This window comes from Pinibacter soli, from assembly GCF_029961145.1.
GTDB lineage: Bacteria > Bacteroidota > Bacteroidia > Chitinophagales > Chitinophagaceae > Pinibacter > Pinibacter soli.
On the sequence record NZ_JASBRG010000007.1, the window covers coordinates 2,792,287 to 2,817,038 of the forward strand.

Below are 24,752 nucleotides of genomic sequence, written 5' to 3' on the forward strand. Positions count from 1 at the left end.
GCCAATAATGAAAATTGTATTTGGTTTTTCTTTCTTGTTAATCACACTCTCTCTGTCCTGGCACACAGGCTTTACACAGAAAAAGCAGGACGACACAAAAACATTCTGGAAAGAAAATTTTAATTCGGGTGCAAAACCTGAAGGATGGGAATTTCCGGAGGTTGGAAAATGGGACCCCGAATGGATTGTAACCGACCAGCCGTTTCCGGGATCATATAAATACCAGCAACAGGCACCTCCTATTGCTTCTAAAAGCCGGAAATCGTTCTTAATGTTCCAGGCCGGCTATTTCACAGACGAAGATGTAGACAGCTGGGCAAAAAAGAAAAAATATCCCGATGGTTACGTAATCTCTAAAGCCATTAATTGTACAGGGAAAAATTCTGTTATACTAAGGTTCCAGCAAAAATTTCGCTGGTGGGATTATAAACAAAAAGATTCAGCAGGTTTGTTTGTTGGAATCAGTACAGATAAAAAGCATTGGAAAGATTATGATGTAAGAAACAATGTTCCTTCTGCAACTGATATGTTCACACCGTTAAGCGAAGAATTGAATATTACAGATATAGCAGCTAATCAGCCTGCAGTTTACATACGTTTTTACTGGAAAGGTTTTATGGGCTGGTATTGGATGGTTGATGATGTGGAACTGGCAGAAGCCTATCAAAATGACTTATCGGTATTGCAGCTAACATCTCATACCGAAGAAAATAATAAGTTTACCAAGAATGATGTACTGAAAATTAAAATTAAAAACTCAGGAACGGCAACCGTTTCAACGGATTTTGATGTACTGGCCGATGTAGATGGTAAAGAGCTAAAAGTAACTGGAGACGCAAAGATCCATCCACTACAGCCCAACGAAGAAAGAGTCGTTAGTTTTCCTGCGATTGATTTGACAAATTCTCCTGTTCATAAACTGCATTTCTCTGTAAACCTTAAAGGAGATGAAAACAAGGCCAATGACAACCTATCTGTAAAAATAAATTCCTCCGCATTATCCATTGGAAATATGACGGGATATAAAGTGTCTGATAATGTTTGTGAAATTATTTCTGGTGTATCCAAATTTAAAGTAGCCTATTATGCTGATGACATTTTCCGGATATGGTTTAGCCCCGATGGAAATTTTTCTGCTCCGGATGATATTGTAATTAACCTGCCTACGCAAAATTTGCCTTCTATAAAAGCAACAGATAAGGGAGCCTATGTTTTATTAAATACCAAAACAACGGCACTCAGGATATACAAAAAAGCTATTCGTTTTGCTTTGTATGATGCTTCCAATACAAAGGTCGTTTGGGAAGAAAGCAAACCGATGGAATTTGGTCCACGCACCACGCAATTTATGTCTCGCAGCAAAAATGAATACTTCTATGGCTGCGGAATGCAGAACGGATATTTTTCTCACCGGGATACAGAAATGATGATTGAAAAAGGTGGTGGCTGGGATAACGGAGGAAGACCCAATCCTGTTCCTTTTTACATGAGCTCAAATGGCTACGGTGTTTTGAGAAACACCTTTGATGCGGGCATTTACAGCTTTAAACAAAACATGCGATTTACGCACAACGAAAACCGTTTCGACGCCTTTTATTTTACAGGCGGATCATTAAAAAATATTTTAGAAGAATATACGCGTATAACCGGCCGGCCGTTTTTAATGCCTCGCTGGGCATTAAGTATGGGCGATGCCAATTGCTACAACAGAGGCACAAAAGGAGGAACAGGATTTAAGGGAACAACTCCTGATGTAATAACCAAGGTTGCAGATGAATATATCAAACACGATATGCCCCGTGGTTGGATTTTGCCTAATGATGGTTATGGTTGCGGATACGTACAACTGGATTCTACTATTAACGAACTTCATAAACGCGGCTTCTACACGGGGTTATGGACCGAAAACGGCGTAGAAAAAATAGCACGTGAAGTGGGGCAACTAGGCTCAAGATTATGCAAACTGGATGTGGCATGGGTGGGCCCGGGTTACAAATATGCATTGGATGGATGCAAGGCTGCTTATAACGGTATTGAGAACAACAGTGATGGCCGTGGTTTTGTGTGGAGCGTGATGGGCTGGGCAGGCACACATCGTTATAGTGTAGTATGGACCGGAGATCAGTCATCAAGCTGGGAGTACATTCGCTTTCATATACCTACCGTTATCGGCTCAGGACTGTCTGCACAAAACTGTGCTACAGGAGATGTTGATGCCATCTTCGGAGGAAGTGATTCAACTTACGTAAGAGATCTGCAATGGAAATGCTTTACGCCTGTACTAATGACCATGAGCGGATGGGCAAAAAAAGACAAGCAACCATATGTATATGGCGAACCCTATACTTCTATAAACAGAAAGTATTTACAACTGAAATTGCGTCTCACTCCGTATATGTACACTTATTGCAATGAAGCCTACGAGAAAGGCACGCCTACAGTAAGAGCAATGGTATTGGAATTTCCAAAAGATTCTATTACCTGGGGCAAGCAAACGCAGTACCAATACATGTTAGGCGAATCTTTCCTGGTGGCTCCTGTGTACAAAAAGGAGTGCAAGCGCGACAGCATTTATCTGCCAAAAGGCAAATGGTATGACTATTGGGATGGTACGGAGTATACCGGCAACAAATGGATCAACAATTATGATGCGCCTCTTGATAAATTACCGCTGTTCGTAAAAGCAGGCGCCATTATTCCCATGTATCCACAAATGAATTATGATGGAGAGCGCCGTGCTGACACATTAACATTGGACATTTTTCCTTCAGGGAAATCGATGTTCAATTTATACGAAGATGATGGATTGACAAGAGAACACAGAAATGGTGCATCTGCTAAAACGTTAGTTACTGTTATCGCGGGTAAAGAAACAACTGTTACAGTTAATGCTGCCAAAGGCGACTACAAAGGCAAATACTTAACGCGCAACTATGTATTGCAAATACACAATATGGCTAAAGTTGCTTCAGTGATGGAAAACACAAAACAGTTGAAACAATGTGCTTCGATGATTGAGTTCAACACAGCCGCATCTGGATTTTATCTGAATGGAAATATACTATTGGTAAAATCAAACAACCTTAGCACAAGTGGGACACAGCATTTTTTAATTAAATAATTATAATTACATGTAGAAGTTAAGATTTAATCTGACAGTTGGGGTAACTTTAAGTTACCACACTTTCAATCACCCCAAAATGTCAGATTATGAATCAAGAATCTAAGTTAATCAAAACCAAGCTAGGTTTATTGAATTTAGCTGACCACTTGAACAATGTAACGAAGGCATGTAAGCTGATGGGTTACAGTCGAGACAGCTTCTACAGGATCAAACAATTGTACGACACAGGCGGCGAAGGACTGGAGTGCCGGCATTGTGGAAAATGCAACCATCAATGACTTGTCCAAAGAAGCTATTGAAAAAGCAAGAGCGAATTACGCGGGCAAAAATCAACATTTAGCATCAGAGATCGTACTATGGGATGATGCTACGTTTTTGAACAAAGCAAAGATCACCATCAAAGGCAAAATCACAAGGACGGCCATATTGCTATTGGGTAAATCAGAATCAGAACATTTTATCAATCCCGCTACCGCTAAAATATCGTGGATATTGCGGGACAAGGATAATATGGAAAAAGATTACCAGCACTTCACCTGCCCCCTGCTATTGAATACAGAGGAAGTGTATAAGAAGATAAGAAATCTGAAATACCGTTACCTGCCCGAGGGCACACTTTTCCCAGAAGAGGTGGATCAGTATGATGCCTACATTATAAGAGAGGCGCTGAACAACTGTATTGCTCATCAGGACTATACCTTAAGTGGTAAGATCAATGTGGTGGAGCATGAAGACGGCAAGCTTGTGTTTATCAATTCCGGTAAATTCATTCCATCCAGTGTAGAAGAAGTTGTTATTTCAGATGCACCGGAACCCACTTACCGAAATCCCTTTTTGGTAGAGGCGATGATCAACCTGAATATGATAGATGCCATTGGCAGTGGTATAAAACGCATGTTCAATATTCAGCGAAAAAAGTTTTTCCCTTTGCCTGATTATGAGTTTACCGGCAACAAGGTAAAACTTACGATCACTGGTAAAGTAGTAGACATCAACTATGCAAGGAAGGTCGCAGCCATTCCTGACTTGAGCCTTCTGGACATTATCGCTTTGGATAAAGTTTCAAAATCGAAACCACTCGATGATGATGAAATCAGTAAACTTAAAAACAAAGGGCTGATAGAAGGAAGAAAACCTAATTTTCATATATCAGCGACAGTTGCCAAAGCCACCGGCGAAAAAGAAGACTATATCAAACACCGTGGTATAGACGATGAATATTGTCAGAAAATGATCTTAAATTATCTTAAAAAATTTGGAGAAGGGAGAAGAGAGAATTTTGAAAAAATGCTTTTTGATAAACTGCCTGATGTGCTGGATGCGACACAAAAAAGAAATAAGATCAAAAATATTTTGCAAAAAATGAAGCGGGAAAAGTTGATCAAACCCAACGAGGACAAAGGATGGATTTTAGACGTGACTTAGACGTGACTTAGACGTGATTTAGACGTGATTTAGACGAAAATTAAATCCAATTAGTTGAATATTAATTGATTAAGCAGCCGTTTTTTGACACAAATAAAGGGACAAAAAGGAACAAAAAGGGACAAAATGGGAACAAATACTACTGAAAAAGGACTTGAAACTTTTATTGCAGACCACTTAGTAAATGAAAACAAATATTTACTTCGCCCAAATACTGCCTATAACAATGTCAGCTGTCTGGATAGCGAGCTGCTCTTTCAGTTTTTAGAAAGCACCCAACCCAAAGCAGTAGCCAAACTTAAAACACATCATAAGGATCTGTACGAACAAAAGATTATAAAACGCCTCAACGATCAGATACAACAGAAAGGCATAATCGAAGTATTGCGCAAAGGCATTACAGATGGGTTTACTGATACAAAATTGCATTTGTTTTACGACAAGCCTGTGTCTAATTACAATGTGACTGCAAGGGATTTATACCAGTCCAATTTGTTTTCCGTGATGAGGCAGATGTACTACTCTCCCAGCAATAGAAACTCGCTTGATTTGGTTACGTTCATCAATGGTATCCCCGTAATAACGTTTGAATTAAAAAACGAACTTACCAAACAATCGGTACAACACGCCATAAAACAATACAAGCAAGACCGCGATCCAAAAGAAGAACTGTTTCGATTGGGACGACTTATTGTCAACTTTGCTGTAGATACCGAAGAAGTATGGATGTGTACAAAACTGGATGGTGATAAATCATACTTTCTTCCCTTCAATAAAGGCAATAATAATGGCGCAGGTAATCCGCTTAACAAAGGCATCAAAACAGATTATCTGTGGAAGGAAATATTGACAAAGAGCAGCGTTACAGACCTTATTCAGAATTTTGTAACACACATCAAAAAAGCAAAAGACGTCCAGGAGAAACTGATTTTCCCGCGTTATCATCAACTTGTGGCTGTTCGCAATTTGCTGTCGGACGCACAGGTAAATGGTTCGGGGCAAAAATATTTGATTCAGCATTCCGCAGGTTCCGGCAAATCCAATTCCATTTCGTGGTTGACGCATCAGCTGGTTGGTTTGCATGATAAGCAGGGTAGTAAAAATATTTTTGATAGTGTAGTAGTGATAACCGACCGAAGGGTGCTGGATGCGCAGATAAGAAACAATATCAAACAATTTGCGCAGGTAAATGGCGTGGTGGAAGCTATTACAGAAGGCAGTAAGCAGCTAAAGCAGGCACTGGAAGAAGGTAAAAAAATCATTATCACCACCATTCAGAAATTCCCGCATATAGTAGAAGAAATAGGAGAATTGCCTGGCGCGAACTTCGCTATCATCATAGACGAAGCACACAGCAGCCTGAGCGGACAAATGGCAAGAAAATTAAATGAGGCTTTGTCTAAAACCGATGAAGATGATGAGATAGAAACAGAGGATCATGATACCATAACGGGCGAAGACCTGATAACAGACCTGATCATATCGAGAAAGCTGTTGCCCAATGCGAGTTATTTTGCATTCACCGCAACACCCAAAAACAAAACACTCGAATTGTTTGGCGTGCCATTTCAGGAAGGTGATAAAACGAAATTCAAGGCATTTCATTTATACTCCATGAAGCAGGCCATAGAAGAAGGCTTTATTATGGATGTACTGCAAAACTATACGACCTATCAAAGTTACTATGCCTTACTTAAAAAAATAGAAGACGATCCTGAATATGATAAGCTTAAGGCACAAAAGAAATTAAAAGCTTATGTGGAAAGCCATGAGCACGCCATAAAAAAGAAATCAGCTTTGATGATTGAAAATTTTATGGAGAATGTTATTCGCAAAAAGAGAATGGGCGGTTTGGCAAAGGCGATGCTGGTAACAGGTACAAGAGCCAATGCTGTAAAATATAAAATAGCCTTTGATGAATATCTGCGAAAAATAAACAGCCCTTATAAAGCCATTGTTGCATTTTCAGGCGAGATAGACGGACAAACAGAAGCTAACTTAAATGGTTTTTCAAGTAACGCCATTCCTTCAGAATTTGACAAAAATGAATATCGATTTTTGCTAGTCGCGAACAAATATCAAACGGGCTTTGATCAACCATTGCTGCATACCATGTATGTAGATAAAAAATTGGGAGGTGTAAATGCTGTGCAGACCTTGTCCCGCTTAAACAGGAGTCATCCCTTAAAGAAAGACACCTTCGTGTTAGATTTTGCCAACACTGCAGATGACATTAAAAGTGCGTTTGATCCTTACTTTGAAAGCACCATTTTGGGAGATGCTACAGATCCTAACAAGTTGTTCGATCTGCAGGACGCCTTGGATAATTTTCAGGTATACACCAAAGAACAAGTTACGGATTTCTCGGATAAAATATTGGGGAAGGTGGCTGTAGATCAACTGCATGCAATACTAGACAGCTCATCTGCCATTTTCAGAAATGACCTGGCAATCGAACAACAAGTCGACTTCAGAGCTAAGGTAAAGACCTATGTTCGTTTGTATATTTTTCTTTCTCAGATCGTACCCTTTGAGAACCCTTATTTGGAGAGGCTCTACATCTTCTTAAGTCATTTGCAAAACAAATTAGGAGGTGAAGCTCCTATCGACATGGCACAAGGTATTTTGGACAATATTGATATGGATAGTTATCGTTTGCAGTTGGAAGCAACAAACAATATTGCAATGGAACAGGGCGAAGAGTTACAACCCATGCCCACAGATATGAGAAGTGGCATATCTGATTCAGATATTGACAATCTTTCAAATATTCTGAAAACTTTTAATGACCGTTACGGGACAAAGTTTGAAGATGTAGACAAAGTAAGAGAAATGGCAGCAAGCGTTGCCAAAGATGTTGCAATAAAAAACTCAAATCATATAACTGTTTAATAATTTCAACAGGTCTTTCCTTGCTGTATAATATGCCCGTAGTTTTTGGCGCAAAGGCTGTCAATTTATCGCCGAGTATACAATCGTAAACAGGTACCTTAACGAGCGTTATTTCGCCTTCAGATTCAAGCCACTCATGTTCTATTGGATAGTCAATAACTTTAGGGTAAGGGTTGGGTGTGTGAAGAACATCTAAAAGAATAGGCTCCTCTCCATAATTTGTGTCGATTTTACTTTCGTAATAAAGCTTATAATGCGTAACCGGTGCCTCCATAGCAGCTTTTCGTTCATTGTTCGATTCCCATCTAGTAAACAGCCCGTTACCAATAATTTTATCTAATACTTTAGTTATTTCTTTTTCGGTGTGCTTGGTAATGATATCTATGTCAATTGAAAATCTTTTAGGGGTTTTTGAAGTGAGCAACAATGACGTACCTCCTTTGAAAATCAAATCAAGATTGTTTATCCTTAATTGCTCTAAAAGCACTAATGCATTAATGACTTTTTCAATCATTTTGGGGTCAACCTTTTTCCCTAGCTTGGTTCTCAAGCCGGTAATCCAGTCCAGTGTATATGTTGAGGATTTTATCATTGGCTATTTTTTGGCAAAAAAGCTACTTATTTGCCAATGTTTTGTTTAAAAGTGATTCGATTTTGTCAAGCTGATTTCGCCTTCTCGCGTATCGCTTTATTTTACTTGTGTTTATTGAATATTTTGATCGTGCTGTTTTGAAAATAAAGTCAATTTCACTTTGCTGAGCAGCGAATAGGTCTTTATCTGCTACACAGTCCACGAGCAACTTCTCCAATGAAGCAATCCTAACTCCCTCTTGTTCTATAATGGGGGACTCCGATATCAACGGCTGCACTATAATGACCTCATTGAAGTTTGCTATGTACATATTGAAAATATCTTCAGTAGGATTTAAGAAAACTTTTTTGCTTACATCTGTCATGGAATTAAAAACGGCCTCAGCGGAATTCTTTTCTACCTCAATTACCAAGTAGTAGCGGAATAACTGGTGCAACATTAAGTCATTGAACCATCTACTATCCCACACGCAGATCTGTACATAGGGAAATTCCTTAGAAATTTTGTTATGAATTCGTTTTAACGAAGAGGATATTGCGGGAGTAAAATTATTTTCAGCAATGATGCTATATATCCCTTGACTTGGACTATTGATTAGACCTTGCTTTTTTAATTGATGCAATTTCCATGTAAATGATGACAGATTCACGCCGGAGTCGAAACTATAAACATAAGAGAACAGCTCTCTTTTTGACAAGGTTTGCTGAGACTGCAATACATTTAAAATGATCTGTCCATAGTCTTTCATTAGTATTTGTAAAGGGTTTAAAACATCTGAAATAAAACTAAACTTTGGCAAAAGTAGACCGTTTTTGCCAAAGTTTATAGTATTTTTTAAAAATTATTTTCACAGGTCATTGCCGACAAGCAATTAAAAAAATATCCAATCCGAACTCCTGTTTAAACAATCTAGTTATCGTCAAAATTAGTAGGCGCTCTACCCTTTTAAAACATTTTTCTGCAAATACCTTTCTACATAATTATCTACCGAAAATTCAGATTCCTCCTTTTGGTCTTTCATCCATTTTAGTATTTCATCCTTTTTGAACCTGTATTGATTGCCAATCTTGATAAATGGAATTTCACCTTTAGCACATTTTGCATATATAATATTGGCATCAAGACCAATGAACCCAGCGAGTTGCTTTACACTCATAACTTCATTGCTTTTCGACGCTTCATTGGTCTCGTCCTTTCCAATTAGCAATTCCTTCAAAAGCATTTTGATCTCATCAACATGCTTTTCAATATTCTCAAGTCTTTGCTCCAGCTTTAATTGTTGCATATCTTTTGATTTACAGTTAATGAAGGTTTTGATGCAGCTTTCGCTCTATTTGTATCTGGCACCTGGGCGTAGATCTGTGTAGTCTTAACATGCTTATGGTTAAGCATCTTGCTAACAATGTAAATATCTTCTCCTTTCTCAATAAGATTGGTAGCATATTTATGTCGCCAGTTATGAAACTTTGCTTTATCCTTCAACCCCACTTTTTCAAACCAGCTAATTAATTTGCTTCGAATTCTTGAGTAAATCAGATCGGGGAAAATGAGCCCGTCGCCTTGCTTGATTTCACCGAGTACGTCGACAGCCTCTTGATTTATATAGTGTTTAAAACAACGGTCGGGTTTTGGATCAATAAAATGGATATACCAGGTATTTAGACTAGTGGAATAATGAAGATCATTCCATCTCAAAATTTTGAGCGCACTAAATCTGCAGCCTGTTAATAGTGCAAATATGGAAGACCTAAATACAAGTTCATCCTCAACCGGATTTGCAAGTAAAAGTTGCAATTCATCATCGTCTATAATCTGACGAAATGTATCAACATTACTTATCCGAGGAACACGAAGCGTATAATCTTCCGATAGAAATCTATCCAAAAATGCCTGCTGCACGATTAATGAAAACTTATCGTAGTATGATGCCGCCGAATTTTGAGTAAGTTTCGCAAACTTTGATTTCAACGATGTGGATGTCAACAAATATTCTTTGAATTTTTGAAGAAGTCGATCATCAACGTCTTTGAACTTACAATTGTTGCCGACAAATCTTTTCAAATATTTTATTGCAGTTTCATAATGTGTAGTATCAACTTTATCTCTTTGTTTGTTGCGAATAAAATTCAACGCATAGGCAAAAAAATCAGCGTCCAGTACATCTTTGTTGTAAAGACCATTTGCATCCAGCATCAAGGCTTTCATTCTCTTGATATAGATTTTTTCGGCAATTTCCTGATACAATAGGTTTTCTTTTTTTTCAATAGCAGTAACTGGCTTTTCATGTAAATGCAGGTCCAAAAATTCTCGTCTGGTATACACCTGTTTTTGCGGGTTCCAAACTGGCGGATAGTAATCGATGTACAAGCTGTACTTACCTGACTTCAATAATTTTTTTCTTAGTTTACCTCATAACTCCTCATTTTTACTCATTAAGTAATCAAGCACACTTGGCTTATTAAACAACAATCTCTTTCCAAGTTTTACCTTTGGAAATTCACTCGTTTTGATAGCACGATACAAAGTCCTTTCACTAACACCTAATAGTTCGGAAAGGTCACAGATATTGATCCAATCTTTTTCAAGACGCTTATTCTTGACGGTTGCCCTTCCTCTATCCCTTTCTTTTTTTTCGGTGCAATAGGTATTTAATAACTGGTAATTGGTGTCCAAGATTACCGAGGTTATTTTCTCCTCTTTTTGTCTCTTCTTATAATCACGTTTGGCGCAATTGTCAGAACAGAACTTGGTCACGGTTGTCTTCGCAATGAACGTTTCATTACAATGCTGACAGATTTTTTTCAGCCGGATGTTAGAACTCATTTACTTACTTTTTTTATGCAATTGACGATCAGCCGCGCTAAACATTTTAGCTGACTAATACTGTCACCAACTGCCAGTTACTGACTATTACTGACTGTAACTGCCATGTTCTCCCCAATTGTCCAGTTGATTTGTACCTTTCAAAAAACTTTTGAAAAGGTACAAATAAGGGAATCCAAGGCAATAAAAAAGGAAATAAAATGTAGTAGATTAAAATGTTATAGCGAGTTGATCTTCAATCAACTAAGTAAGTTAAAATAACCTGAGTAAAGAGTTGGTTAGCCTACTATTTGCCGATACAGAACTTACTAAAAATGTAATCCAGCTGATCTTCGTTAGTAATCTCACCGGTTATCTCACCTAAGAAATGAAGACAGCGGCGGATATCAAGAGCAAGTAAATCTCCTGGCAGTTTGTTATCCATTCCGTTAACAATATCTGCAAGTGAAGTCGATATTTTTTGCAGCGCTTCGTAGTGGCGGGCATTTGTCACGATGGTTCCTTCCGTTTGAACATTGCCTTGCAACACCATATCAACCAATCTTTCTTTCAACACTTCTATATAACAATGCTCCTTAGCCGAAATAAATAATACGTTTGGCAAATTGCCAAATGCCAAACGAACTGACTCTTCGTTGGTGTTGTCAATTTTATTGGCAACCAGAAGTATTTGAGAATTCTCTTTTTTGATTTCCTGCAAGATGCTTTCTATATCTGCCCTTGTGTTTGTGTTCACATCAAACAGATACAAGGCAACGTCTGCCTGTTGAATCTTTTCGCGGCTCCTTTCAACACCAATTGATTCAATGATATCGCTTGTGTGTTCGCGAATACCGGCGGTATCTATCAGGCGAAATAAAATGCCGTCGATATTCAATACTTCTTCAATCGTATCCCGTGTTGTACCTGCGATATCACTTACAATGGCACGATTCTCATTTAGCAAAGTATTGAGGAGCGTGGACTTGCCTGCATTAGGCTTTCCAACAATAGCAACCTGCACGCCGTTCTTAATTACGTTTCCCAGCTGAAAAGAATTCAGCAATGAGGTTGTTGTCGCGTAGGATCTTTTCACGAGATCATATAAACGCGTGCGATCAGCAAACTCTACATCTTCCTGTGAAAAGTCAAGCTCCAGTTCTATCAAAGCGGAAAAACTCAACAACTGATCCCGCAATTCTTTTAGATTGCCGGAGAATCCTCCGCGAATATTATGCAGTGCAGATTTTCTTGAAGCTTCAGAATTACTTGCTATCAAATCGGCTACCGCTTCGGCCTGCGTGAGATCGAGCTTGCCATTTAAAAACGCTCTTTGCGTAAACTCACCTGCTTTTGCGAGTCTTGCCCCTTTTTCAATACAAGCAGCAATCACTTGTTGCTGTACATATGGTGAGCCATGGCAAGAAACTTCAATTACATCCTCGCCGGTATAACTTGCCGGCGCCTTAAATAATGAGAGGACCACTTCGTCAAGAACAACATTGTTATTCTTTAACAATCCAACATGCAATGTATTAGCAGCTTGCTTCGCCAGGTCCTTGGAATGAAAAAGGTCATTTACTATTTCAATTGACTTTTTACCACTTAATCGGATGACCCCAATTGCTCCAATTCCCGGCGGTGTTGCCAACGCCACTATCGTATCATCCCAACCTGCTAATTTTCCAATCATGTAAAAAGATTTATTGACAAAAATAACTGAGAATCGTGAATGGTGAACCGGCAATCGTGAATGAGGCTGATCTTCTCGATATCCATAAAAAAACCTCTCCAAACTGGAGAGGTTTAATGTATTTCTGAAGTGTAAATATTATTCAGATTCCAAGCGGAAAGTAATCGGCTGTTTTTTATAGCTTTTTACCTGGCGACCGTTTTGAACGGCTGGAGTCCATTTACCACTTTTCTTAATTACACGAACAGCTTCTGCCTGTAATTCTTTCGGCCCGCTGATCGCTTCTACCTCGCTCACGATACCTTCTTTGTCCACGATGAACTGTACAACTACAGTACCCTGGATTTCAGCTTCCTGAGCTTCGGTTGGGTAAGTTAAGCTTTTGTTCAGGTAGCGTGCCCATGCACTTGTTCCACCGGGGTATTCAGACTCGATTTCCACTTTTGTAAAAGTCTTATCCCAGTCTTCCTCTACTTTTTTAGGACCTTCAACTACACCTTTACCAGCGTCAGATACAGGAGGGGCTACAACGCCTTCGTCTTTCACACCTTCCTGGTTTTTCGAACCGATTTTTACATCTTCAAGTTTTTCAACTTCTGGTGGTTTCTCGTCTTCTTTTACCTCTTCATCTTTTACAATCTTAGGAGGTGTAAATTTTGCCATCTCCACTTTTGGTGGCTCCACTGGTTTTGGTGGTGGAGGCGGAGGTGGCGGTTCATTCTTTTTCTCTTCTTGTTTTACTTCTTCCAATTGAACATCTTGCACTACCATTTCTTTGGTATCAGTTTTCTTTGCAAGCGCTTGTGAAACGAAATAACCCAGGAAGATAAGCAGACATAGAGACGCTGTAACAATCAAAGCTGTTACAATGCGCTTATTGTATGTCTTGCGTAACTCATAAGCACCATACGACTTGTTCCTGCCATCAAAAATGATGTCAAGAATGTCGGAGGTTAATATTTTGTTTACTTCCATCGTAAAGCTTTTTAAATTAGATTCATTTCATTAGTAATTCCACAAAAACAACCATTATTATTTTGCAGCACTACCTTCTGTAACTTTTATCAGTTGATTTTCAACATCAAAAATGTCTACCAGAGCGTAACGTTTTACATCGTTAATGGTCATTTCGTCCAATATGTCCACAGTGTTTTTGTAGGTAGCTTCCGGGCTAGCCTTGATAACCACTACAAAATCATTAGGATTGGTTGATTTCTTTTTATTCAAAATGACATCGCGTATATCTTTAAACGAAGCTGATTTAAAGTTAGAACCATCTGGTGCTAAAATACCTTCGTAATAGTATACCACGTCATTTTTTCCCAACAATAAACTAAGCGCTCCGGATTCTTTCGCTTTGTTCTGCTCTTCAGGCTTATCAGTATCCTTAGGCAGGTTAAGCTTCATAGCCGTGGGCTGGCTCATTGTTGTAGTGAATATAAAGAAAGTGATCAACAGGAATCCCAGATCCACCATTGGCGTAAGGTCAACACGTGTAGAAAGCTTTTTACCTTTCTTAACGCCGGGGCCTTTTTTATGGCCACCGCCTGATGTGTCCATTTCTGCCATATCGCAAAAATATTTTGGTTAAAAAAATTATTTACTCTTCTGCTGTTTTGCCTGCCATGTTCTTTTTATACAATTCAGAACCTTCAGGAACACCCTCTGCATTTGTAACCATTTGGAACTTCATCTGGTCATTTTTCTTAAATGCTTTAATAACTGCATCGAACGCAGGATATTTTGCATCGTTATCTCCTTTCACTTGCAGGCTCATTTTCTGACCCTGGAAAGCAGACACGGCTCCGCCGACCCATGTTATCAACTCATTATTTGCAGAATCAAGCACCGGAATACCAGGAAACTTCATTCCCTTGTAATCTTCAGGTGTTTTGGATGCCAAAGACTTTAATTGAGAAAATGGTACCCCTATAAAAGGAGCTTTTGCAAGACTTGCAATCTCAGCACTGCTTAAACCAAGATTTCTGTTGGTATTAACTGCTTCGAGCACTTCTTTTTTGGGAGCGTCATCAGATAAAGAAAAATAAACTTTTCCTTCTTTATCGATGGTTATCAGAACTACATCTTTTGATTCCGCTACTTTGGAAGACACCGAACTAGGTGTTACAACCGCAAGTGCTTCAGAAGGTTTAAATTTAGTTGTCAGGATGAAGAATGACAACAAAAGAAACGCCACATCACACATCGCAGTCATATCAATAGAGGTGCTCTTTCGCGGTAATTTAACTCTAGGCATGACTTAATTATTAATATTCACTATTTAGATTCAGTTATCGCCTTTTTCCATAAGGTGTGGCGAAATAATTTACTTATTTGTACAAAGAAGCGAAGCTCTGAGTCAAAGTAAATCCTGATTCGTCGATGCCGTAAGTGATACTATCGATTTTTGTAGTAAATACGTTGTACATGATGATAGATACTGCAGAAGTACCGATACCCAATGCTGTGTTGTAAAGGGCCTCAGAGATACCTTGAGAAAGCTCACGAGCAGCTTCACCTCCACCACTTTCATCACCCAGTTTAGAGAATGAACGGATCATACCCATTACCGTACCCAACAGACCCAACAATGTAGCTACAGAAGCGATTGTTGAAAGGAATACCAGGTTTTTCTCAAGCATTGGCAATTCCAAAGATGTAGCTTCTTCTACTTCTTTTTGGATAGCCAGTACTTTTTGTTCTGTATCCAGTTCTGTAACAGTAATCATTTCTTTGTATTTGCGCAAACCAGCTTTCATTACGTTACCAACAGAACCTTTTTGTTTGTCGCACTCAGACAGAGCAGCGTCAACGTTTCTGTTTGCAAGGTGATACTGAACTTTACGGATGAACTCAGCGTTGTTACCAGTACCAGAAGCTTTTGAAATTGTAAGCAATCTTTCAATTACGAAAGTTATTACAGTCAACAAACAACCGATCAAAATAGGAACGATGATACCACCTTCGTACATTTTAGTGAATGTTCCGATTGGTCCTTTGTGGTTAGGCCAAAATCCACCATTTGGATCTGGAACTTTAAAATTGCTTGCACTTCCCAGAACAAAGCGCCAGATAACGTATCCAGCAATGATACAACATACTGGAGCTAGCCATGAAATTGAATTACTTCTCTTTTGAACCTGAACGGATGTAGCAGCCTTAACTGTCGCTGTAGGTTTTGTTTCAGCCATGATCGTTTGTTTTTTAGTTTTTAAACAAATTTTTATTTACAAATTTTAATACACAAAATTTAAGGGACACAATTCTACTGAAAAAACTTTTTCAAAAACCAAATTATGATCAGAAAAATTTAATAAACACCGAAAAAATAATAATTTTTGGTAAATAAAGTTCTAAATAACTTTATCAGGTCTTGATTTTAGCTAATTCGGGCTAGTCAATGTATGGAAGTCTTAATAAAAACTTCATAGTAAGATACAGTTTTTTAGATAATGTTATAATATATTATATTTCTCGTATTCGGATCAGCTACTTTGCCGTTTCGTCCCTCGATTTCTTCCGTTGCTGTAATTTATTTTGGGCTGGAGATCGCTTAAACTATTTTCGGCTCTTAATTATTTACTGAAATGAAAATGACCAGGTTTAGAACCGTATTACTTTCCACAATAGCTTGCTCAGCTCTTACCGGCGCAGCTATTGCCCAGGAAAACCCAGGGAAAAAGCAGCCCACCCAAGCACCTGCAACGGTGCCGCAAATGCCTCAGGGGATGCCACCAAGACCCCCTAAAGAAGGGCCCAAACCCTACAAAGAGGTTATTACGTCCAAAGCAATTACCGATGCTGGTTTGTTCAAAGTACATAAGGTAGAAGACAAATTCTATTTTGAAATACCAGATTCTCTATTGGGCAGAGATATTTTGATCGTAAACAGGATTACCAAGGCCGCATCCGGCGCCCGTTCGGGTTTCTTAGGATATGCCGGTGACCAGATTGGTGATAATGTTATTCAATTTTCCAAAGGTCCAAACAATAAAATTTTCATTAAGAGCATTTCGTTCCAGGAAGTTTCCAAGGATACTTCTGCAAACGGGATGTATCGCTCAGTGTTAAACTCTAACCTGCAGCCGATCGTTGCAGCATTTGATGTTAAAGCATACGCTTACAAAGACAGCACAAGCAAATCTCCCAATGCTTCTGTGATTGATTTTACAGACTACATCAGTGGCGATAACGATATCCTGTTTTTTGAATCTGCTGCGAAAAACACTTTCAAACTCGGCATGTATCAGGGAGACAAATCATACATCCAGAATGTGCGTTCTTTCCCAATGAATGTTGAGATCAGAACCGTGAAAACATATCTTAAATCCGGCCCTCAATTTCCGGGAGTACCGCCTTCTTCTACCCCGGCTACTTATGAGCTGAACAGCTCTATGGTATTATTGCCTGCCGTTCCAATGCAATCGCGTTATTTCGACAGCCGTGTAGGTTATTTCGCTACTGGCTACGTTGACTTTGATGCGGATCCACAGGGTGTGAAAAACGTTAGCATGATCACTCGCTGGAGACTGGAGCCAAAACCGGAAGATGTTGAAAAATACAAACGCGGAGAATTGGTTGAGCCTAAAAAACCAATCGTTTTTTACATAGATCCTGCAACGCCTAAGAAATGGGTTCCATATCTTATTCAAGGTGTAAATGACTGGCAGGCTGCATTTGAAAAAGCAGGTTGGAAAAATGCAATTATTGCGAAAGAAGCTCCAACTAACGATCCTCAATGGAGCCTTGAAGACGCGAGCCACTCAGCTATCGTTTACAAACCTTCTGATATTCCAAACGCAAGTGGCCCTCACGTTCATGATCCACGCAGCGGGGAAATTATTGAAACACACGTTAACTGGTATCACAACGTAATGTCGCTTGTTCGCAACTGGTACATGATCCAAACTGCAGCAGTTGATCCTAAAGCAAGAAAAATGCGTTTTGATGATGAATTGATGGGACAACTTATCCGATTTGTATCTTCTCACGAAGTAGGGCACACATTGGGTCTGCGCCATAACTTTGGCTCATCCTCTACTGTTCCTGTTGAAAAATTAAGAGATAAAAAATGGGTAGAAGCAAACGGCCACACGCCTTCTATCATGGACTATGCACGTTTTAACTACGTAGCACAGCCGGAAGATAACATTACAGAAAAAGGTTTGTTCCCTCGCATTGGCGATTACGACATGTGGGCCATTCAGTGGGGTTACAGATGGTTCCCTGAGGCAAAAACATCAGAAGCTGAAGACCCAATTCTGAACAAATGGATCATTGACAGCCTTAACGCTAATAAACGTCTTTGGTTCGGTACAGAATCAGATCCTTTGGATCCTCGCTGTCAAAACGAAGACCTTGGTGACGATGCAATGAAAGCCGGCGCTTATGGCATTAAAAACCTTCAGCGCATTTTGCCAAATCTTGAAGAGTGGACAAAAGAACCAAATGATGGCTACAACAACCTGGCGACAATGTATCGTGAGGTTACCAGTCAATTTGGTCGCTACATGGGCCATGCAGCTAAAAATATCGGTGGTGTTATGACAACGCCTAAAACGATCGAGCAAAGCGGCGCAGTGTATGAGTTTGTTTCCAAAGCAAAACAAAAAGAAGCAATGGCTTTCTTACAGGCTCAGCTGTTCAAAACACCAACCTGGCTCATAAATAAAAAGTATTCCGCTGTTACAGGAAGCGATCCTGTGAGCACAATTGGTCTATTGCAGGAAAGTTCATTAAACAGGCTTCTTAATGCCGGCATTTTAAATTCATTGGTAAAGGCTGAAGCTCAATTGGGCACAGAAGCGTATACTGTAACGGACATGCTCTCTGACCTGAAAAAAGGCATTTGGACAGAAGTGGCCGCGCATCAAAAAATCGACATCTACAGAAGAAACCTTCAAAAAGTTTATGTAGACAGATTGATCGCGTTGTTTGTTCCTCAGGACAACCCAAGCCCAACGATGATGAGTGCTCCAATGAAATCAAGCGACGTTACGTCTCTGGCAAAAGCACATGCAAGAACGCTCGCGGCTGAAATACGTGCGGCTGTTGCAACTGCGCCTGACGCTGTTACCAAAGCTCATTTGCAGGATATTGCAGATAAGCTTACAACAGCTCTTGATCCAAAGAAGTAGAGGGGAATTGAAAGTTGAAAATTTAAAATTGAAAAATAGGGCGTGATAGAATATTAACTTCGCGCCCTATTTATAAAAAGAAAAAAGTCGAACATTATTGAATGTTCGACTTTTTTCTTTTTATAAAGGGCAAATGCGATTCGCTCTACCATTTTCAATTTTCAACTTTCAATTTTCAATTTCTATCTGCACTTTATGTACAGCTTCGCTTATTTCTTTTATGAGAGCAATATCTTTTTCAATTGCATTACCTACAACAATTACGTCGGCTCCGGCTTTGCAATTAAGATACGCCTTTTCAGGAGTGGTAATACCGCCGCCCACTATTAACGGAACTTCAATGTTTGACGCCACTTTTTTGATCATTGTTTCTGTAATTGCCCGTTTTGCGCCGCTACCTGCATCCATGTAGATCAATTTCATACCAAGCATTTCACCGGCCAATGCAGTACACAATGCAATTTCGTTTTTATCGGCAGGAATAGGCGATGCATTACTGATATAAGAAACAGTGGTAGGCGCTCCGCCGTCAATTACCATGTAGCCGGTGCTCATAATTTCAAGGCCACTTTGTTTCACAAATGGCGCAGAAATAACATGCTGACCGATTAATAATTCTGGATTTCTGCCGGATATTAGTGATAAATACAATAAAGCGTCTGCGTATTTAGAAATCTGGGAAGGGCTGCCGGGAAACAATATCACCGGGATGGAACAATTTTCCTTAATGTGCTGTATACATTCATCAAGATGGTTGCTTACGACCAAACTGCCTCCTACTAGCAAATAATCTACCTTAGCTTCAATGGAGAGCGCAATTAACTGATCGAGCAAAGCGATATCCACTTTATCCGGATCGATTAATACGGCAAAGGATTTTTTCCCCTGTTGTTTCTTTTGAACTAACGATTGATATATACTATTTCGCATCTATATATTGATTGCCTATTTACAAAAATGCAAAACTTTTTGGGTTTAACAGTTATTAATACTAAAGTTTGTTGCTCCAATGACTTATCAAAAAGGATTAAAATAACTTTACAACGAAATCTTACTATACATTAGTCCTTAAATAATCAGGCCTTACACCTGTATGAAGAAAACAATACAATCAAGAAAAGACATCGAAATACTTGTAAAAAACTTTTACGATAAGGTAATTAACGATGAAACGATCGGTTTTATTTTCAACGATGTGGCAAAAGTAAACTGGGATGCGCATCTTCCGGTCATGTTTGACTTTTGGGAAAATGTGCTATTGCAAAACAATAAATACTCCGGAAACCCGATGCCTTTACACGTATCGCTTAATGAAAAAGTTCCTTTGACCAAGGCCCATTTCGACCGCTGGTTAAAACTGTTTCACGAAACTGTTGACGAATACTTTGAAGGCGATATTGCAATTCTTGCAAAACAAAGATCCCAATCTATAGCAACTATCATGCAAATTAAAATTGCGGAGAGTGAGAGAGCACGCAGATGACGCTGATTTGACTGATTAACGCTGATCTTTTTGATTTGAGATTAAATTGTCGCTTTAAATCTCAAATTTCAAATCAAATTTTTCGAAAATAATCTGTGTTCATCAGTCAAATCAGTGTCATCTGCGTGCTAATTTTTACAGCCTCAAATATGTTGCTAACTGCAGTATGCTATTATTCACATAACTACTTCCCTTACCCGAAACATATTGATTCATGTAGCCAATTTCCGCATCAAAACTTTTTACGAAACGGTAACCAATAGAAATGTAAGCCCTGTTTTGGTCAAAAAATTTCCCATTCACATTGGACTTGTCTCCCAGGTTAACGAAGATTTCATTCTGTACAGAAGCAAATACACCCTTAGTAAATTGTTTTTGTCCGCTGAAAGGAATCACATCGCGGAAGAAATAACGAAGCCTGTTTGCATATATGTGATCATCACTTGTAATTTTTCCATCTTTAAGTTGAGGCGTTGCTATAAAACGTTGCTCAAGTCTCAGCCTGTGCTGTAATGTGGTAAAAGCAACCGGTTGATTAAAAATAAACTGCTCCCATATGCGGTGTTCCGGAGTGTAGCCATTTACACCATCAATAGTCCGTCTGTGGGCAACATAAGCATACCCAACAGTAGCGATCATCTTTTTATTGATGTGGTAATTTAATCCAGGTCTTACAATATACGTAGCTACGTGTTCCCACTTGTTTGTAGAACGTGCTGCGAGATCTGTGTGCAAGCTGAATTTTGAATTTAACTTAACAGTATTAAATGATGCAAACCATCCGGTAAATGTAGACTGGGCAAACCCTGCATAAGAACAAGTAAGGGCAACAAATGCGATCAATAAAATCTTCTTCATCAATAAATTGGTATAGTATTAGTAATAGAGTTAATATCCTTTATAATATAAAAAAGTATGGCAAATTTCAAAATTATTTACATAAAAAATCGTAATTTTCTTATTAACAAAAATCATGGTTTTCCTTGAATTTTAAGGAATCCACGACCCGAGGGACTTGTGTAATTTTCCTTTTGTTTTTTCCACAACCTGTTAATATTTAGGACTGGATATTGTCAAGGTTAAAAAATACTTTCGTCTTCTCCCTAAAGGATATTGGACTAAAACTTACTTAAACTTCTAAAGACTTTTCATTATGGCAAATAAAAAGCAATCTGTAAAAGGACTGCAGTTCAACCGTCGCTTCACAAAAGAGGAAGTGAACGTGTTTGACCAGTTCGAATACGATTACCGCACCTCGGTAATTCGTAACCCAAGCGGCGAAGTAGTGTTTGAAATGACGAATGTTGAAGTACCGAAACAATGGAGCCAGATTGCAACAGATATTCTTGCCCAAAAATATTTCCGTAAAGCTGGCGTTCCGCAGGCCGACGGTTCCCTTGGCCGTGAAACTTCCGCAAAACAGGTAGCACACCGTATGGCCAATTGCTGGCGCGTATGGGGCGAACGCTACGGCTATTTCGCTTCTGAAAAAGACGCACAGGTTTTCTACGAAGAGCTTGTATATAGCATTTTGAACCAGGCTTGTGTACCAAACAGTCCGCAGTGGTTCAATACCGGCTTGCATGAAAGCTATGGTATCACTGGTAAACCACAGGGCCACTACTTTGTAGATGCAAGAGACGGTGTATTGAAAAAGTCAACCTCTGCTTATGAGCGTCCTCAACCTCACGCATGTTTTATCTTAAGTGTAGAAGACGATTTAGTAAATGACGGCGGTATCATGGATCTTTGGATCCGTGAGGCCCGCATCTTTAAATATGGAAGCGGCGTTGGCACCAACTTCAGCAGCATCCGCGGCGAAGGAGAAAAATTAAGCGGCGGAGGTACGTCCAGCGGCTTAATGAGCTTCCTGAAAATTGGCGACCGTTCAGCAGGCGCCATTAAAAGCGGTGGCACTACACGTCGTGCGGCGAAAATGGTTTGTCTTGATCTTGACCACCCTGAAATTATTGATTTCATCGACTGGAAGGTAGAAGAAGAAAAGAAAGTAGGTGCATTGATCGCTGCAGGTTATCCATCAGACTACGAAGGCGAAGCATATAGAACTGTAAGCGGGCAGAATTCTAATAACTCTGTCCGCATTCCCAACGACTTTTTCGCAAAACTTGAAGCCGAAGAAGATTGGGAACTGAAAGCAAGAACCGATGGTCGCGTAATGAAGAAAATAAAGGCCCGTGAGCTTTGGAACAAAATTGCATACGCTGCATGGCGCTGTGCAGATCCGGGCACTCAATACGACACTACCATCAACGAATGGCACACTTGCCCTGAAGGCGGTCCGATCCGTGCTTCTAACCCTTGTTCAGAATATATGTTCCTGGACAACACGGCTTGTAACCTTGCTTCTGCCAACCTGATGAAGTTTTACGATATCGATACGAATGTTTTCGATATCGAAGGTTATGCATACTCTTGCCGTTTGTGGACAGTAGTATTGGAGGTTTCTGTGTTAATGGCCCAGTTCCCTTCTAAAGAAGTTGCACAACTTTCTTACGACTATAGAACGCTTGGCCTTGGCTACGCAAACCTTGGTACCATGCTAATGGTAAAAGGTATTGCTTATGATAGCGAAGAAGCAAGAGCAATCGCCGGTGCAATCACAGCGATCATGACGGGCGTTGCCTATTCAACTTCTGCTGAAATGGCTGAAGTATTGGGTGCTTTTCCTCGTTACGAAGAAAATAAAGAGCACATGCTTCGCGTAATGCGCAACCACCGTGCTGCTGCATACGATGCAAATGGTGCATATGAAGGTTTGAGCCTTGCACCACAAGGTATCAATGCAAAATATTGTCCGGAAGATTTATTGAAAGCCGCTACCAAAGCATGGGACGAAGCTGTTCAACTAGGTGAAAAATTTGGATACAGAAACGCTCAAACAACTGTGATCGCTCCTACTGGAACAATCGGTCTGGTTATGGATTGCGACACTACCGGTGTTGAACCGGATTTCGCCCTGGTGAAATTTAAAAAATTAAGCGGTGGCGGATATTTCAAAATCATCAACCAAAGCGTTCCTACTGCATTAAGAAATCTTGGTTACAACGCCAAAGAAATTGATGCGATAGTGAAATATGCTGTAGGTACAGCAAACTTTGCCGGCGCACCGCATATCAATCACCAATCATTAAGCGAAAAAGGATTTATTGCAGAAGAAATTAAAAAATTGGATGCAGCTGTAAGTTCAGCTTTTGAAGTTGGTTTTGTATTTAACGTATACAATTTGGGCGAAGAATGTCTGCAACGTCTTGGCTTCAAACCTGAACAATATTTCAACTTCGAATGGAGCTTACTGGAAGCATTAGGCTTTACAGACGCCCAAATTGAAGAAGCGAACGATTACGTATGCGGAACAATGACTGTTGAAGGTGCTCCATATTTGCGTACAGAACATCTTTCAGTATTTGATTGTGCAAATAAATGCGGTAAAAAAGGTGAACGTTATATTCATGCACACGGTCACATCCGTATGATGGGTGCAACGCAACCATTCATCAGCGGTGCAATTTCTAAAACAATCAACCTTCCAAATGAAGCAACTGTAGAAGAAATTGCAGATGCTTATATGCTTAGCTGGAAGCTTGGTCTTAAAGCAAACGCTTTATACCGTGATGGAAGTAAACTCAGCCAACCATTAAGCACAAAGAGCGATAAGAAAGCAAAAACTACAGAAGCAGCAGAGGAAAAAGCGGAAGAAGCTCCTGCTCAGGAATCTGTAATTGTTGATCTTGGTAAATTAACAGTAGAAGATTTGCTGGAAGAAGTTCAAAAACGTGTTCAGGCTTCTCCTGATACAAAATTGAAGCGTCAGCTTTCACGCATCGTTGAAAGAAAAACACTTCCGGCAAAACGCAGAGGTTTCACACAAAAAGCTAAAATAAACGGCCAGACTTTGTTTGTACGTACAGGCGAATACGGTGATGGTACAGTAGGTGAAATCTTCATTGATATGGCGAAAGAAGGAGCTACTATGCGCAGCATGTTAAACTGCTTTGCTATAGCTGTTTCTATCGGTTTACAATATGGTGTTCCCTTGGAAGAGTTTGTAGAGAAATTTGTATTCACTCGCTTCGATCCAGCAGGTATGGTAGATCACCCGAATATCAAAACCACTACGTCTATTGTTGACTTCCTGTTCCGCTCATTGGCTTACGAATACTTAGGCAGAACTGACCTGGTTCACGTACTTGACAGACCGGAAGTGGGCAATTCAGGAACTGATGACTGGGACGAAATTCCAACTACACTGGAATACGATAAAAAGACACCAAAGCTGAGCGATGTAAGGATCGTGGCGGCGGCAAGCGCACCTGCACCGCAGCCTCATCATTCTCATTCGCACAAACCACAAAAAGCGGCTATTAAAGTGGAAAGCGGCTTGGACGCAGTAAACGCAGCAGCGAAAAATATGCAGAGCGATGCGCCTTCCTGTAATGTGTGCGGACACATTACACTACGCAGCGGCACTTGCTACAAATGCCTGAACTGCGGCAATAGCATGGGTTGCAGCTAAATTGATCTATCTTTTTCGACAATAAACCAACCAAAAACTCATCCCGGTAGTTTCAACTATCGGGATTTTT

At 39.7% G+C, this 24,752-nt stretch carries 18 protein-coding genes and 2 pseudogenes; 7 read left to right on the plus strand and 13 right to left on the minus strand.

Annotation, left to right across the window (positions count from 1 at the left end):
• The first annotated feature begins 7 nt into the window (after window positions 1–7).
• The 4 genes and pseudogenes from QJ048_RS21710 to QJ048_RS21725 all read left to right on the plus strand — a co-directional run bounded on the left by QJ048_RS21710 (window position 8) and on the right by QJ048_RS21725 (window position 7,441).
• A complete protein-coding gene (locus tag QJ048_RS21710; protein WP_282336536.1) occupies window positions 8–3,121 on the plus strand; it encodes a glycoside hydrolase family 31 protein in 3,114 nt (1,037 codons plus the stop codon).
• Window positions 3,122–3,210: 89 nt separating this feature from the next.
• Window positions 3,211–3,360, plus strand: a pseudogene (locus tag QJ048_RS21715) (helix-turn-helix domain-containing protein); the annotation flags it as partial.
• Window positions 3,361–3,403: 43 nt separating this feature from the next.
• Complete coding sequence (locus QJ048_RS21720; protein ID WP_282336537.1) at window positions 3,404–4,549, plus strand: ATP-binding protein; 1,146 nt, start codon at window positions 3,404–3,406, stop codon at window positions 4,547–4,549.
• Window positions 4,550–4,675: 126 nt separating this feature from the next.
• Entirely contained in the window at window positions 4,676–7,441 is a 2,766-nt protein-coding gene (locus tag QJ048_RS21725; RefSeq protein ID WP_282336538.1) for a type I restriction endonuclease subunit R, read from the plus strand.
• Here the strand turns inward: QJ048_RS21725 and QJ048_RS21730 are convergent.
• The 11 genes and pseudogenes from QJ048_RS21730 to QJ048_RS21780 form a co-directional block, all read right to left on the minus strand.
• Window positions 7,332–8,033, minus strand: a complete 702-nt coding sequence (locus tag QJ048_RS21730; RefSeq protein ID WP_282336539.1) for a nucleotidyl transferase AbiEii/AbiGii toxin family protein — start codon at window positions 8,031–8,033, stop codon at window positions 7,332–7,334. The genes QJ048_RS21725 and QJ048_RS21730 overlap by 110 nt on opposite strands.
• Window positions 8,034–8,055: 22 nt before the next feature.
• Window positions 8,056–8,781 carry a DUF6577 family protein gene (locus tag QJ048_RS21735; protein WP_282336540.1) on the minus strand — a complete coding sequence of 242 codons (726 nt, stop codon included), beginning with the start codon at window positions 8,779–8,781 and terminating at the stop codon, window positions 8,056–8,058.
• 189 nt (window positions 8,782–8,970) lie between these two features.
• Entirely contained in the window at window positions 8,971–9,318 is a 348-nt protein-coding gene (locus QJ048_RS21740; RefSeq protein WP_282336541.1) for a helix-turn-helix domain-containing protein, read from the minus strand.
• The gene (locus QJ048_RS21745) at window positions 9,306–10,238 is read right to left on the minus strand and encodes a tyrosine-type recombinase/integrase (RefSeq protein ID WP_345774547.1); all 933 of its coding nucleotides are present in this window, start codon (window positions 10,236–10,238) and stop codon (window positions 9,306–9,308) included. The genes QJ048_RS21740 and QJ048_RS21745 overlap by 13 nt, the downstream gene beginning before the upstream one ends.
• A gap of 6 nt (window positions 10,239–10,244) precedes the next feature.
• Window positions 10,245–10,424 (minus strand): annotated as a pseudogene (locus QJ048_RS21750) (site-specific integrase); the annotation flags it as partial.
• Window positions 10,425–10,442: 18 nt separating this feature from the next.
• Window positions 10,443–10,856 carry a helix-turn-helix domain-containing protein gene (locus QJ048_RS21755; RefSeq protein WP_282336542.1) on the minus strand — a complete coding sequence of 138 codons (414 nt, stop codon included), beginning with the start codon at window positions 10,854–10,856 and terminating at the stop codon, window positions 10,443–10,445.
• A gap of 286 nt (window positions 10,857–11,142) precedes the next feature.
• Window positions 11,143–12,528 (minus strand): tRNA uridine-5-carboxymethylaminomethyl(34) synthesis GTPase MnmE, encoded by a 1,386-nt coding sequence (mnmE, locus tag QJ048_RS21760; RefSeq protein WP_282336543.1) that lies wholly within the window; start codon window positions 12,526–12,528, stop codon window positions 11,143–11,145.
• 138 nt (window positions 12,529–12,666) lie between these two features.
• Window positions 12,667–13,503: an energy transducer TonB gene (locus QJ048_RS21765; RefSeq protein ID WP_282336544.1), complete on the minus strand. Its 837-nt coding sequence runs from the start codon at window positions 13,501–13,503 to the stop codon at window positions 12,667–12,669.
• Window positions 13,504–13,560: 57 nt separating this feature from the next.
• On the minus strand, window positions 13,561–14,097 hold the full coding sequence (locus QJ048_RS21770) for an ExbD/TolR family protein (protein ID WP_282336545.1): 537 nt from the start codon (window positions 14,095–14,097) through the stop codon (window positions 13,561–13,563).
• 31 nt (window positions 14,098–14,128) lie between these two features.
• Complete coding sequence (locus QJ048_RS21775; RefSeq protein WP_282336547.1) at window positions 14,129–14,785, minus strand: ExbD/TolR family protein; 657 nt, start codon at window positions 14,783–14,785, stop codon at window positions 14,129–14,131.
• A gap of 73 nt (window positions 14,786–14,858) precedes the next feature.
• Window positions 14,859–15,719: a MotA/TolQ/ExbB proton channel family protein gene (locus QJ048_RS21780; RefSeq protein ID WP_282336549.1), complete on the minus strand. Its 861-nt coding sequence runs from the start codon at window positions 15,717–15,719 to the stop codon at window positions 14,859–14,861.
• A gap of 396 nt (window positions 15,720–16,115) precedes the next feature.
• On the opposite strand from QJ048_RS21780, the gene QJ048_RS21785 reads away from it, so the two are divergent.
• Complete coding sequence (locus QJ048_RS21785) at window positions 16,116–18,665, plus strand: zinc-dependent metalloprotease (RefSeq protein ID WP_282336550.1); 2,550 nt, start codon at window positions 16,116–16,118, stop codon at window positions 18,663–18,665.
• Between the two features lie 168 nt (window positions 18,666–18,833).
• Here the strand turns inward: QJ048_RS21785 and QJ048_RS21790 are convergent, their stop codons facing one another.
• On the minus strand, window positions 18,834–19,595 hold the full coding sequence (locus QJ048_RS21790) for a phosphoglycerol geranylgeranyltransferase (RefSeq protein ID WP_282336551.1): 762 nt from the start codon (window positions 19,593–19,595) through the stop codon (window positions 18,834–18,836).
• A gap of 163 nt (window positions 19,596–19,758) precedes the next feature.
• On the opposite strand from QJ048_RS21790, the gene QJ048_RS21795 reads away from it, so the two are divergent.
• Window positions 19,759–20,148: a group III truncated hemoglobin gene (locus QJ048_RS21795; protein WP_282336552.1), complete on the plus strand. Its 390-nt coding sequence runs from the start codon at window positions 19,759–19,761 to the stop codon at window positions 20,146–20,148.
• Window positions 20,149–20,283: 135 nt separating this feature from the next.
• Here the strand turns inward: QJ048_RS21795 and QJ048_RS21800 are convergent, their stop codons facing one another.
• Window positions 20,284–21,006, minus strand: a complete 723-nt coding sequence (locus QJ048_RS21800) for a DUF2490 domain-containing protein (RefSeq protein ID WP_282336553.1) — start codon at window positions 21,004–21,006, stop codon at window positions 20,284–20,286.
• Window positions 21,007–21,301: 295 nt separating this feature from the next.
• Between QJ048_RS21800 and QJ048_RS21805 the strand changes: the two genes are divergently transcribed.
• Complete coding sequence (locus QJ048_RS21805; protein WP_282336554.1) at window positions 21,302–24,682, plus strand: vitamin B12-dependent ribonucleotide reductase; 3,381 nt, start codon at window positions 21,302–21,304, stop codon at window positions 24,680–24,682.
• Window positions 24,683–24,752 lie beyond the last annotated feature (70 nt).

Bases quoted from the DNA above. Each gene is read 5' to 3' on its own strand.
- QJ048_RS21710 (WP_282336536.1), top strand. From the start codon at position 8: ATGAAAATTGTATTTGGTTTTTCTTTCTTGTTAATCACACTCTCTCTG.
- QJ048_RS21805 (WP_282336554.1), top strand. From the start codon at position 21,302: ATGGCAAATAAAAAGCAATCTGTAAAAGGACTGCAGTTCAACCGTCGC.
- QJ048_RS21725 (WP_282336538.1), top strand. From the start codon at position 4,676: ATGGGAACAAATACTACTGAAAAAGGACTTGAAACTTTTATTGCAGAC.
- QJ048_RS21790 (WP_282336551.1), bottom strand. From the start codon at position 19,595: ATGCGAAATAGTATATATCAATCGTTAGTTCAAAAGAAACAACAGGGG.
- QJ048_RS21775 (WP_282336547.1), bottom strand. From the start codon at position 14,785: ATGCCTAGAGTTAAATTACCGCGAAAGAGCACCTCTATTGATATGACT.
- QJ048_RS21755 (WP_282336542.1), bottom strand. From the start codon at position 10,856: ATGAGTTCTAACATCCGGCTGAAAAAAATCTGTCAGCATTGTAATGAA.
- QJ048_RS21770 (WP_282336545.1), bottom strand. From the start codon at position 14,097: ATGGCAGAAATGGACACATCAGGCGGTGGCCATAAAAAAGGCCCCGGC.
- QJ048_RS21730 (WP_282336539.1), bottom strand. From the start codon at position 8,033: ATGATAAAATCCTCAACATATACACTGGACTGGATTACCGGCTTGAGA.
- QJ048_RS21780 (WP_282336549.1), bottom strand. From the start codon at position 15,719: ATGGCTGAAACAAAACCTACAGCGACAGTTAAGGCTGCTACATCCGTT.
- QJ048_RS21800 (WP_282336553.1), bottom strand. From the start codon at position 21,006: ATGAAGAAGATTTTATTGATCGCATTTGTTGCCCTTACTTGTTCTTAT.
- QJ048_RS21785 (WP_282336550.1), top strand. From the start codon at position 16,116: ATGAAAATGACCAGGTTTAGAACCGTATTACTTTCCACAATAGCTTGC.
- QJ048_RS21740 (WP_282336541.1), bottom strand. From the start codon at position 9,318: ATGCAACAATTAAAGCTGGAGCAAAGACTTGAGAATATTGAAAAGCAT.
- mnmE (WP_282336543.1), bottom strand. From the start codon at position 12,528: ATGATTGGAAAATTAGCAGGTTGGGATGATACGATAGTGGCGTTGGCA.
- QJ048_RS21745 (WP_345774547.1), bottom strand. From the start codon at position 10,238: ATGAAAGCCTTGATGCTGGATGCAAATGGTCTTTACAACAAAGATGTA.
- QJ048_RS21795 (WP_282336552.1), top strand. From the start codon at position 19,759: ATGAAGAAAACAATACAATCAAGAAAAGACATCGAAATACTTGTAAAA.
- QJ048_RS21735 (WP_282336540.1), bottom strand. From the start codon at position 8,781: ATGAAAGACTATGGACAGATCATTTTAAATGTATTGCAGTCTCAGCAA.
- QJ048_RS21765 (WP_282336544.1), bottom strand. From the start codon at position 13,503: ATGGAAGTAAACAAAATATTAACCTCCGACATTCTTGACATCATTTTT.